Annotated in this window: 10 protein-coding genes; 9 read left to right on the top strand and 1 reads right to left on the bottom strand. The window is 36.5% G+C overall.

All coding sequences use genetic code 11. The features are described from left to right. Positions 1-454: 454 nt before the first annotated feature. The 9 genes from BLS90_RS09845 (at position 455) to BLS90_RS09805 (ending at position 11041) form a co-directional block, all read left to right on the top strand. Positions 455-1435 carry a phosphatidylserine decarboxylase gene (locus BLS90_RS09845; RefSeq protein WP_091257473.1) on the top strand — a complete coding sequence of 327 codons (981 nt, stop codon included), beginning with the start codon at positions 455-457 and terminating at the stop codon, positions 1433-1435. 512 nt (positions 1436-1947) lie between these two features. Then, complete coding sequence (locus tag BLS90_RS09840) at positions 1948-2460, top strand: hypothetical protein (protein WP_091257472.1); 513 nt, start codon at positions 1948-1950, stop codon at positions 2458-2460. Between the two features lie 179 nt (positions 2461-2639). Then, the gene (locus BLS90_RS09835; RefSeq protein ID WP_091257471.1) at positions 2640-3431 is read left to right on the top strand and encodes a DUF6503 family protein; all 792 of its coding nucleotides are present in this window, start codon (positions 2640-2642) and stop codon (positions 3429-3431) included. A 562-nt stretch (positions 3432-3993) separates the two neighbouring features. Continuing rightward, a complete protein-coding gene (gene trhO / locus BLS90_RS09830) occupies positions 3994-5361 on the top strand; it encodes an oxygen-dependent tRNA uridine(34) hydroxylase TrhO (RefSeq protein WP_091257470.1) in 1368 nt (455 codons plus the stop codon). A 186-nt stretch (positions 5362-5547) separates the two neighbouring features. Next, the gene (locus BLS90_RS09825) at positions 5548-6804 is read left to right on the top strand and encodes a PSP1 domain-containing protein (RefSeq protein WP_091257469.1); all 1257 of its coding nucleotides are present in this window, start codon (positions 5548-5550) and stop codon (positions 6802-6804) included. Next, on the top strand, positions 6788-7267 hold the full coding sequence (locus BLS90_RS09820) for a gliding motility lipoprotein GldH (protein ID WP_091257468.1): 480 nt from the start codon (positions 6788-6790) through the stop codon (positions 7265-7267). Before BLS90_RS09825 ends, BLS90_RS09820 begins: the two co-directional genes overlap by 17 nt. 9 nt (positions 7268-7276) lie before the next feature. Then, the gene (locus BLS90_RS09815) at positions 7277-9586 is read left to right on the top strand and encodes a penicillin-binding protein 1A (RefSeq protein WP_091257467.1); all 2310 of its coding nucleotides are present in this window, start codon (positions 7277-7279) and stop codon (positions 9584-9586) included. A gap of 91 nt (positions 9587-9677) precedes the next feature. Further along, complete coding sequence (locus tag BLS90_RS09810; RefSeq protein ID WP_091257466.1) at positions 9678-10379, top strand: CoA transferase subunit A; 702 nt, start codon at positions 9678-9680, stop codon at positions 10377-10379. A gap of 2 nt (positions 10380-10381) precedes the next feature. Continuing rightward, positions 10382-11041 carry a CoA transferase subunit B gene (locus BLS90_RS09805; RefSeq protein WP_091257465.1) on the top strand — a complete coding sequence of 220 codons (660 nt, stop codon included), beginning with the start codon at positions 10382-10384 and terminating at the stop codon, positions 11039-11041. 246 nt (positions 11042-11287) lie between these two features. On the opposite strand, the gene BLS90_RS09800 is transcribed toward BLS90_RS09805, so the two are convergent. After that, positions 11288-12727 carry a nucleoside recognition domain-containing protein gene (locus BLS90_RS09800; protein WP_091257464.1) on the bottom strand — a complete coding sequence of 480 codons (1440 nt, stop codon included), beginning with the start codon at positions 12725-12727 and terminating at the stop codon, positions 11288-11290. Positions 12728-12797: the final 70 nt, after the last annotated feature.

Below are 12797 nucleotides of genomic sequence, written 5' to 3'. Positions count from 1 at the left end.
AATAATAATTAGTATCAAAAAGAACTCTCTATTTAGTGGTATCTATACTTTATGCGCCAATTCGAACCGTATAATAATGAAAATTCTTTTTGTTTTTACCTTATTCATACTGGGAATTAATGTCATAAACGCACAGCACATATTTCACTTGAAACGAACGGAAACTTAGTATCTCCTATACCTGATAGAGTTTGTTTGTGATTTTTTGCGAAAAGGTTAAGCATCTCCCTCAAGACTTAGCCACAAAAAAACTAATAATTTTAAAAAGTACACTTCCATATCTAGATACTAAATAAAACACTGTTCAATCTTTACGAGCGTCAATTAAAAATCCGCGCTATCTTTGCGGTAACCAACTGGATAAAATATGTCCAGCCCGAACAAGAAAGAAAGCGAAACGATGGCGGAAAAGTTTTGACTGCCAAACGACCAGAAATAAAAAAGAAAGTCAAGCATGAAAATTACAAAAACTAAAAAAAGCTGGGGTATCATTCTGTTATTATTTGTATTGATTGCATTATTTGCTATTTTTCCAGTGCCTCCGCAGGCTCCCATCCAGTATTATGATAGGGAAACTGGGGTATTAAATACCGAAAAAGTGGCTGCCGAAAAATGGCTGGTTTGGTTGTATAATAATCCTGTGGGCGAAGCAACATTGTGGGCGTTGGTTAAAAGAAAGTTAGTTTCATCTCTTTACGGTAATAAGATGGATCGCCCGTCATCGGCGAAAAAAATACAACCCTTTATTGCAGAATTTGATATCGATAGGAGCTCCTTCCAAAAACAAGAGTTCCTCTCTTTCAATGATTTCTTTACCCGGAAATTAAAAAATAATGCCAGACCAGTAGATAGTACGCTAACTAGTATAGTCTCGCCGGCCGATGGAAAAATATTGGCCTATGCCGACATAAGCAATAGCGATTTTATCATCAAAGGGTACCGCTTCGACATTTTATCGTTTTTAAATAATGCTGAACTTGCTAAAAAATACATTGACGGTGGCTTGGTGATTATCCGGCTCGCTCCTGCTGATTACCATCGTTTTCATTTTCCCATTAGCGGAAACGTATCATCAAACACTCGGATTGATGGTGAATATTATTCAGTTAACCCACTTGCTTTACGCAAAATGACTGAAATATTCTGTTTAAACAAAAGGGAATTTACAATCGTTACGAACCCTTTGTTTGGAGATGTTGTCATAGCTGAAGTAGGTGCGACCATGGTAGGAAGCATAGTCCAGACTCATAAAGGCGATTTTGTAAATAAAGGGGACGAGAAAGGATATTTTAAATTTGGGGGATCCACGGTAGTACTGCTGTTTGAAAAAAATAAAATTAATATCGATGCCGATCTATTGCTCAATACTTTAAAAGGACACGAAACTTTTGTCAAAGTAGGAGAAAGAATTGGTGTTTCGATGACTAGACCCTAATTTCTAAATTTGGATTGTAATCGGTACCCAATGCGCGAATAGTGGCAAAACGGTATCGAAGAAAAATTTTTTTTTTATGTTTTCACTAGTTCTCCACAAAAAAAAGGTTTTAAAAAGCATTATTTCATAGTTTATCACCGCCCACCTTGAGGACTACCTTTCTTTTTTCACCAAAGATTTAAGAGGTTTTCACGAATTTCTCCAGTAATGCTAATTCACCTTTTCTTTAATCTGTGCAATCTCTGGCAAAAATTAGTATTTATATTACTTACGGATAGTCAGATTATAGTTAGATGCCGCTTAAATAATTAGCAGTCGCTCCGGATGCTGATTAAAAATCTGTACTATTTTTGGAGTAAGCAATTGGAACGAAAAAATCCAATCTGTCGTGCATTAAAATCGGTATCTTTACTTTTGTGTGAAGCAGCTAACGATAGCAACTTCCTTTTATCGCGACGATTCCAAAAAGGACTAGGAGTGACAAACCGCTTTTGTAAATTAAAAAAACAAGCATGGACAAATACTTACGACAATTGATTACAGTAGAGTTTGACGACAAAAAAGAAATTTTTAGTGGCTTTCTAATTGATTGGACTGAAGAATGGATCTTACTTAAAAATAATCCGATCGATTTTATAATTGATGGTTATACCATATTGAAAAACAAAAATGTAAAGGCTATTATCCAAGATAAGGATCACGAATTTACCGAAAGAGTAATTAAACTAAAAGGTTTAAAAACAAGCGCTTCCGAAATAATTCCGCTTAAAGACGTGTTTTCCATTCTCTATTTTGTAGCAAGTAAATATGAGATTTTTCAAATTGCAACAAAGTCTGAAAAAGCACTATATCTTGGCAAACTCATAGAAATGGATGAGGAAGAGGTCGTAATAGACTTTTTAGGAACCGAAGGAAAATTTGAAGGCGAAATGAGTTTTAAGCCCAGCAAAATAAGAGTCATAGAATTTGATACCGATTATATTAATTCTTTGAAACTAATTGTTGAAGAAGAAAAGAAAAAGTAAAGACCAAATCTCCTCGCTAAACAGACCGTCCCAACAATTAGAATACGGAACTTCAACCAGCGCAAAATTCATTTCTAATTCATTTTCTTAAGGTCAGAAAGGAATAATGGTTAAGTTAAAATTTTTATAAAAAGAGCACTTGTTTCAACGATCGTTATTAAATATGATACTTTTAAAAAATGAAAAAAAATCTAATATTGCTTTGCGTTTTGGCGACACTTTTATTCTCTTGTAACAAGAAAAAGGATAGTAATGGAGCAACCGTCAACAACGACACCCATGCAACCGAAAAAAAATTCTCAAAAGCAGATTCTATAATTAATAAAGCCATCGAAGCACACGGCGGAAAATTATATACTACCGCCAACTACTCCTTCATTTTTAGAGGTAAAGAGTACCGTTTTAAGAATAATGGAGCTTCCTATGAATATTCTTCTGAAATTCAAAAGGGAGATTCTCTTATCAAAGACCAACTAACTCCTGAAAAGTTTGAACGGTCTATAAATAGCAAGTTACAATCTTTATCCAAAGAAGATTCTGCGAAGTATTCAGAGGCAATAAATTCGGTTATTTATTTTGCCACGCTTCCCTACAAACTTCAAGATGCTTCCGTAAATAAAAAATTCATTGAAGAAATCACAATCAAAGGACAGAAATACCATGCAATAGGTGTAACTTTTGGTCAAGACGGTGGCGGCAAAGATTTTGATGATGAGTATCACTACTGGATCAATACAACCACGCATAAAATGGATTACTTGGCCTATAATTACCGCGTGAATGAGGGTGGTGTTCGCTTTAGAGTGGCCTTTAATACCCGTGTAGTTTATGGTGTAACTTTTCAGGATTACATTAATTATGAAGCCCCTTTACAAACTCCTTTGAAAGACTTACCAAAATTATACGAACAAGGAAAACTAAAAGAAGTATCTCAAATACTGACGGAGAATGTCGTTAATAATCAAAAGTAAGCAACTGGATTACAAAATTTATGACCATTAAAAATTTAAACCATATTGCGGGCGAATCTCTGTAAGATTCAAAACTCTTTTGCATCGCATTTGCACGCGTATTCTGCTAGTGACCACTTACCATTACATCAATTTTTTTACCCCCAATCTATCATTAAGAAAAAGGAAGGTTCTCCACATCTGCTGCGCAACGTTTCCAACTTTGAGGTGGCGTTAAAAGGTCTCCCGGCCTTTCTGAAAACTCTCATGCAAGCAGATGTTGCTCACCATATAGAGATTCTTCGTTCCTCAGAATGACAAAATAACCGCAAAATCTTCGATTAATCCCATCTACCCTAGCCCAGATTGCAGCGGCATCCTCTTATTGTAGCGATAGCGGAAACAAGAGATACAGCGAAAAGCTGGAAGTAGCTCCAAAAAAAACAAACCATAAAAATAGTAAGGCGAATTAAGCCTAAATTGTTGATCATTGTAGCCCTTAGTTCCTTCAAAACTTTGCTCCTCTGAACCTTTTTACCTACTTTTGCAAAAAATATATTTCTCAACTTAAACTGTTTATAGCATGCAACTGTACAACACCTTAAGCGCAGAAGAAAGAGCCATCATGATTGATGATGCCGGAAAACAACGTCTTACGCTGTCTTTCTATGCTTATGCGCAAATCTCAAATCCAACACAATTTCGTAACGAATTATTTCTAGCGTGGAACTCTCTTGAAGTTCTGGGTCGAATTTATGTAGCCCCTGAGGGAATCAACGCCCAATTATCGCTTCCTGCAGATAATTTCTACGCGTTTAAAGATACTATCGAAGTGTATGATTTCATGAAAGGAATTCGTTTGAATATAGCCGTAGAACAAGACGATCACTCATTTTTGAAACTAACGGTAAAAGTCCGAGACAAAATTGTAGCTGATGGTTTGGTTGATGAGACTTTTGATGTGACGAATATTGGAATTCACTTAAAAGCCAAGGAATTCAACGACTTGCTAGAAGATCCCAATACCATTGTGGTGGATATGCGCAATCATTATGAAAGTGAAATTGGACATTTTACCAAAGCTATAAAACCAGATGTGAATACTTTTCGTGAAAGTTTACCCATTATCGAAGAACAACTTGCTGAACACAAACAAGACAAAAAACTATTGATGTATTGCACCGGAGGAATCCGTTGCGAGAAAGCCAGTGCTTATTTCAAGCACAAAGGTTTTGAGAACGTGTACCAACTGGAAGGTGGGATTATAGAATACACGCGCCAAGTAAAAGCTGAAGGTTTAGAAAGTAAATTCATTGGAAAAAACTTTGTTTTTGATCACCGCTTGGGCGAAAGAATTACAGACGATATTATCTCACAATGCCATCAATGTGGCGAACCTTGCGATGTGCATACAAATTGCGTGAACGAGGGTTGTCATTTGCTTTTTATCCAATGTGATTCTTGCAAGGAAAAAATGGAAGGTTGCTGTTCTGCTGAATGTGTGCGTGTGATTCACTTACCAGAAGAAGAGCAAAAAGCCATCCGAAGAGGGGTTAAAAACGGGAACAAGATTTTCAAAAAAGGAAAATCAGATGTTTTGACTTTTAAAAACAACGAAGAAACGCATGGTATTTTTGTTGCTGAAAAACCATCCCGAAGCGCTGGGACTGCCGTTAAAAAAGAAGTAAAAGTTAAAAAACAATATATTGGAAAAGGGACGCATTTTTTTCCAAAACCAAGTATTGGTCAATTTCTAATTGAAGAAAACGAAATCAAAATTGGCGACACCATTTTGATAAAAGGAACTACAACTGGCGAACAAAAACTAGTAATTAGCGAAATGCTAGTAAATGATTTAGTGCAAGAAAATGCAATTGCTGGAGATACATGTACGTTTAAATTACCATTTAGAATTCGATTGTCTGATAAATTATATAAGATTTTAGACTAAAAAAACCACTTTAAATCACTTCAAATTAACCCATTACAAATCAAATTGTAATGGGTTTTTTTATAAAAAATTTATGATTTATTGGCTCGGATAGGCGTTGTTCCATAAAATTAAAAAATACTATCTTTACAAATTAAACTTTTTAAGAACTTAAGTTGTGCTCGTCGCAACACTACATATAAGATTATGGCATGTACAAGTTGTTCAACTTCTGATGGTGGCGCACCTAAGGGTTGTAAAAATAATGGGACTTGCGGCACCGATAGCTGCAATAAATTAACGGTTTTCGATTGGCTTTCTAATATGAGTCTACCTAACGGCGAAGCTCCTTTTGACTGTGTTGAAGTTCGTTTTAAAAACGGCAGAAAAGAGTTTTATCGCAATACCGAGAAGCTGACTTTAAGCATGGGAGACATTATAGCTACGGTTGCCTCACCCGGTCACGATATAGGAATTGTTACTCTCACAGGCGAATTAGTAAAAATTCAAATGAAGAAAAAAGGAGTAAATCATTTGAGCAATGAAGTTCCAAAAATCTATAGAAAAGCATCTCAAAAAGACATCGACATTTGGTCTACTGCTCGCGATAAAGAAGAGCCAATGAAAGTTAGAGCGCGGGAATTAGCCATTGCTCAAAAACTAGAAATGAAAATTTCGGATATCGAATTTCAAGGTGATGGATCAAAAGCTACTTTTTATTATACCGCAAATGACCGAATTGATTTTCGTGCTTTAATTAAAGATTTTGCAAAGGAATTCAGCACCAGAATTGAGATGAAACAAGTAGGTTTCCGGCAGGAAGCAGCTCGTTTAGGCGGAATAGGTTCTTGCGGTAGAGAATTATGCTGTTCTACTTGGTTAACGGATTTTAGAAGTGTAAATACTTCAGCAGCACGTTATCAACAACTCTCATTGAATCCACAAAAACTGGCTGGACAGTGTGGGAAATTAAAATGTTGTTTAAACTATGAGTTAGACACTTATATGGATGCGTTGAAAGATTTTCCAGATTTTGAAACAAAATTGGTCACGGAAAAAGGAGATGCCATTTGCCAAAAGCAAGACATATTTAAAGGATTGATGTGGTTTGCTTACACCAATAATTTTGCCAATTGGCACGTGTTGAAAATTGACCAAGTCAAAGAAATTGTTGCAGAAAATAAGCTAAAAAACAAAGTTTCTTCATTAGAAGATTTTGCAATAGAAATTCTTGTAGAGCCAGAGAAAAACTTCAATAATGCCATGGGACAAGAAAGCCTAACACGTTTTGACCAACCTAAAGCAAAGAAGAAACCAAATAAAAAACGCAAACCCGCTGGCGAAAATACTATTGTGGCTAATAACAACAAACCCGCAAACAATAACCGTCAGACTCCAAATGACAAGAAGCCCACGGAGCCAAGAAAACCAATAATTATTACTAAAAATGTGGATAAAAAATAGCGCTTTACTTCTTTTGCTCGTAATCCTCTTTTCTTCATGTGATAAAAAAAGAGTTTTTGATCACTATAAGTCTGTTGGGACCACTTGGCACAAAGACAGTATTGTAACCTTCAATTTACCTGAACTGGACTCGACAAAGCGATATGATTTATTTGTCAATTTAAGAGCAAACAATGATTATCAGTACAATAATTTGTTTTTAATTGTGGCTTTGGAATTACCAAATGGTTTTACAAAAGTGGACACACTAGAGTACCAAATGGCCGATCCGCAAGGAACATTATTAGGAGAAGGATTTTCAGATATTAAAGAAAGTAAACTCTTTTACAAAGAAAATGTTAGGTTCCGCTCTAAGTACAAGGTTCACATCAAGCAAGCGGTTAGAGAAAACGGGAAAGTTCCTGGCGTAAAAGCGCTAGATGGAATTACCGAGGTCGGTTTTAGAATAGAAAAAAAAGAATAAAATAGTATTATGGCTATCAAAAAAAATAATAACCCAGCAAGAGGTAATGGAAAAGACATTACACACTATCAAAAGAAATTTTGGAAAATATTCTTTATAGGCCTAGGAAGCGTCGGTTTGTTTTTCTTATTTGCTTCTTGGGGAATCTTTGGCTCCATGCCTTCCTTTGAAGATTTAGAAAATCCCGATTCCAATTTAGCAACTGAAGTTATTTCCGCTGACGGAGTCGTGATCGGTAAATATTTCGAAAAAAACAGATCGCAGCTAAAGTATTCAGACTTGCCAAAAAACTTAGTACAAGCATTAATTGCTACGGAAGATGCTCGTTTTTACGAACATTCTGGCATTGATGGAAGAGGTACTTTAAGAGCCATTTCGAGTTTAGGAACTAGCGGTGGTGCGAGTACATTGACACAGCAATTAGCCAAACAATTATTCCACGGGGAAGGGTCAAAGTTTTTACCTTTTAGAATTGTACAAAAAATTAAAGAATGGATCATTGCCATCCGATTAGAAAGACAATATACTAAAAATGAAATTATTGCCATGTATTGTAATGTCTATGATTTTGGAAATAATTCGGTTGGAGTAAGTTCCGCAGCAAAAACTTATTTTTCAAAAGAACCAAAAGACCTTACAATAAGTGAGTCGGCCATATTGGTAGGAATGTTTAAAAACTCAGGCTTATACAATCCAATACGAAATCCACAAGGAGTAAAAAACCGCAGAAATGTCGTGCTTTTACAAATGGAAAAAGGGAAAATAATTTCGAATGAGGAAAAAGAACGACTACAAAACTTACCTATCAAATTAAACTTTAAATTAGAAACACATAAAGACGGAACGGCAACCTATTTTAGAGAATACCTTCGTGATTACATGAAAAAATGGGCAGAAGAGAATAAAAAATCAGATGGCTCAGATTATGATATCTACAAAGATGGTTTGAAAATCTACACCACTATAGATTCTAGGATGCAGTTACATGCCGAAGAAGCCGTTACAGCTCACATGGCGAACCTTCAGGAGGAGTTTTTCAAGCAATCTAAAGGCAACAAAAATGCTCCTTTTGTGAACATTTCTGCGGTAGAAACACAACGAATTTTAAATCAAGCGATGAAATCATCTAATCGCTGGGCGGTTATGAAATCAATGGATAAAACCGAGGAAGATATTGTAAAATCGTTTAGCGAAAAAACAAAAATGACTGTCTTTTCTTGGAAAGGAGAGAAAGATACCATAATGACACCCTTAGATTCAATACGCTATTACAAGCACTTTTTACAGTCTGGATTAATGGCCATGGAACCACAAACGGGAAATGTAAAGGCATGGGTAGGCGGAATTAATTATAAATATTTCCAATACGATCACGTAGGACAAGGAGCAAGACAAGTAGGCTCTACATTCAAACCATTTGTTTACGCAACGGCCATAGAGCAACTCAATATGTCCCCTTGTGACTCGATTATTGATGGCCCGTTTATGATTCGCAAAGGACGTCATCACGTCACCGAAGATTGGGAACCAAAAAATTCAGATAACAGGTACCGCGGAATGGTCACTTTGAAGAGAGGTTTAGCTAACTCTATTAACACAATATCTGCCAAATTGATGGATAAGGTAGGCCCTGAGGCTGTGGTTGATCTAGCGCATAAATTGGGGGTAAAATCTGAAATCCCTTTGCAACCATCAATTGCTTTAGGAGCAGTTGAAATAACGGTTGAAGACATGGTTGCTGCTTATAGCACCTTCGCTAATCAAGGGGTTTACATGAAACCGCAATTTATATCTAAGATTGAGGATAAAAGTGGTGTAATCATCTACGAACCAATCCCTGAGTCGCATGATGTTTTAAATAAAGATATTGCTTATGCAGTTGTCAAATTGCTTGAAGGTGTAACCGAGGGTGGATCGGGAGATCGTTTGCGAACCACTGGTGGAGGAAGCGGAGACAACCGTTGGACTGGTTATCCATACCAATTCAAAAACCCTATTGCAGGAAAAACAGGTACAACACAAAATCAATCCGATGGTTGGTTTATGGGAATGGTTCCTAATCTTGTCACGGGAGTTTGGGTAGGATGTGAGGATCGTTCCGCTCGTTTTAAAAGCATTACTTACGGTCAGGGAGCTACAGCAGCACTGCCGGTTTGGGGTTATTTTATGAAATTATGTTATGCTGACCCCGCTCTTAAAGTTTCTAAAGCAAACTTTGAAAGACCTGCAAATCTCTCTATAAAAGTAGACTGCTACGTTCCTAAAAAAGTAATAGATACCACTGTTGTAGAGCAGAACACTGATGAATTTGAATTATAAACTCCCCATTTCTCGTAGTCAAAACAAGGAGGAATTTCAACAAATAATTTGATCCTTTTAAAATAAAATTGGACCATAGCAACTCATTTTTATGATTAACAAAAAAGTAAACAACGTTCAAGACGCCCTTCAAGGAATTGAAAACGGAATGACTATTATGCTTGGTGGCTTTGGATTATGTGGTATTCCAGAAAATTCCATCGCTGAATTGGTAAAAAAAGAAAATACGGATTTAACGTGTATTTCAAACAATGCAGGTGTTGATGATTTTGGTCTTGGATTGCTTTTGCAAAAACGACAAATTAAGAAGATGATCTCTTCCTACGTGGGCGAAAATGCCGAATTTGAACGCCAAATGCTTTCTGGAGAATTAGAAGTAGATCTTATTCCTCAAGGAACCTTAGCAGAACGTTGCCGTGCGGCACAAGCTGGAATACCTGCTTTTTTTACACCCGCCGGTTACGGAACTGAAGTAGCTGAAGGGAAAGAAGTTCGCGAATTCAATGGAAAAATGCATGTTATGGAACACGCTTTCAAAGCTGACTTTGCCATTGTAAAAGCATGGAAAGGGGACGAAGCTGGAAACCTAATTTTCAAAGGAACAGCCCGAAATTTCAACCCAAGTATGGCGGGAGCTGCAAAAGTCACTATTGCCGAAGTCGAAGAATTATTACCTGCAGGAAGTTTAGATCCTAATGAAATTCATATTCCAGGAATACTTGTAAATAGAATATTTCAAGGCGAGAAATACGAGAAAAGAATTGAACAACGAACCGTGAGAAAAATTTTCTAATTATGGCTTTAGATAAAAATCAAATTGCAAAACGCATTGCGAAAGAGTTAAAACACAACTATTACGTGAATCTAGGAATTGGAATTCCAACACTTGTAGCCAACTATATCCCCGAAGGAATTGACGTTGAATTTCAAAGTGAGAACGGCATTCTTGGTATGGGTCCATTTCCCTTTGAGGGCGATGAAGACGCTGATTTAATCAACGCAGGAAAACAAACCATAACAACACTTCCAGGAGCTTCCTTTTTTGACTCAGCAATGAGTTTTGGAATGATCAGATCACAAAAAGTAGATTTAACCATTCTTGGCGCAATGGAAGTTGCCGAAAATGGTGATATTGCTAATTGGAAAATCCCAGGTAAAATGGTCAAAGGTATGGGAGGAGCAATGGACTTAGTAGCTTCTGCAGAGAATATTATCGTTGCGATGATGCACGTCAATAGAGCAGGAGATTCCAAAATTCTAAAAAAGTGTAGTTTGCCATTAACTGGTGTGGGATGCGTTAAAAAAGTCGTTACCGAACTTGCCGTCATGGAAGTGACGTCAAAAGGTTTTAAGCTATTAGAACGAGCGCCAGGCGTTTCAGTGGAACACATCATCGCATCTACAGCAGCAGATTTAATCATTGAAGGAGAAATTCCAGAGATGATTATCGATTAAAAGTGTACTATAAAATACAAGAGAGTCGGAATTTCTACTATTGAAATTCCGACTCTTTTTTTAAATTACAATTGTGGACTTGCTCTTTGAAGATAAGTTGAAAGGAAATTACTATTTGATCCTGCATTAGCGCAAACTGATTCAATAAAATTGACTACAGATTTTGTTTCGAGTGCAATCACTCCAGTTATAAATTATGCGAAACAACGGCGTACTTAGACTACGCAATTGATTCTTATGCTGCTACTAAAAAAACCACGTGGCAACAAAAATTGCTGTAATGACACAAATCAAATCAACTAAAAGCATTGTTCCTAATGCATAACGGGTGTTTTTGATATTAACCGAACCAAAATAAACGGCAATTACATAAAAAGTGCTTTCGGCACTGCATTGAAAAATACTACTCAATCTTGCCGTTAAAGAGTCGGCTCCAAAGGTATTCATAGAATCAATCAAAAACCCTCTAGATCCCGCAGAGCTAAAAGGACGCAGTAATGCTACTGGCAAAGCATCCGTAATTTGCTTATTTACTCCCATATTAGAAAAAATGAAAGCAATCCAATTGCTAATAATTTCAAATAATCCACTATTTCTAAATAACGAAATAGCCACCAACATTCCCAAAACATAAGGAAAAATAGTCACGCCGGTTTTTACCCCGTTGTTAGCTCCTACTACAAAAGAATCAAACACCGTTGTATTAGCAGTAGTAAATTTCTTTTCGTTTAAGAATGAAAAAATCAAAGTAAAAGCAATAATTCCTATCAAAATTAAAGCCGAAAGATTAGACGTAAAATAGTTTTTCCCAATCAAATCAAGATGATTCACGTACATCAACAATCCAATTATTCCTGCTATTAATGTAATCAATACGAGTACCAAAGAAGCACTTTTGAAATTAATTTTCTGTTTGATCCCAACAATTAGAAAAGCGGCAATCGTACCAATAAAAGAAGTGATGATGCAAGGCAACATGACATCCGCCGGATTGCTGGCATTTGCGGCAGCGCGATACCCAATAATAGAAGTAGCAATCAACGTAAGACCCGAGGCATGCAAACACATGAACATAATTTGAGCATCACTGGCTTTGTCTTTATCTGGGTTTATCTCTTGTAAACTTTCCATGGCTTTCAGGCCAAAAGGAGTCGCAGCTGAATCCAATCCCAAGAAATTAGCAGCGAAGTTTAACGTCATATAAGATATGGACGGATGGTCTTTAGGAATACTCGGAAACACTTTAACAAAAACAGGACTCAATCCTTTAGCTAGCTTTCCAGAAGCTCCAGAAATGATCAAAAGTTCCATTAAACCGCAGAAAAAAGCCAAATAAGCAATAAGCGGAATGATTAAATCCAACAAAGTACTTTTACAGGTTGGCAACAAGCCATCTGATTTTTGAACGCCACTATAAATTTTTACCGTTTTGTTTTTATAAACATAAGTCGTGTCCGCATTTAGCGTATCGCGATTGATAATCATGGTTTGTTCTGGAACTTTTCTAATGCTGTCTCTAATAAAGGCCGGAAGTTCTTCTACGAATTTTTCGGAAATTAGTATAGGATCATCTTTCTTTCCATTCAAAACGTGGTCAATAGTATAACTCTCTCCGGAAAACAAACTAAACATTACAAATACAATTGCTGAAATAAAAATGACCAACCAAAATCTACTCAATACCATAACTTATAATTTTTGTAAATGTAAAAAATTTAACCGCAAAGTACGCAAAGGGATTCGCGAAGTACACTAC

This window comes from Flavobacterium omnivorum (assembly GCF_900099915.1).
Taxonomy (GTDB): Bacteria; Bacteroidota; Bacteroidia; order Flavobacteriales; family Flavobacteriaceae; genus Flavobacterium; species Flavobacterium omnivorum.
Note: the sequence above shows the minus strand (reverse complement) of the source record. Positions and strands in the feature narration are given on the sequence as shown.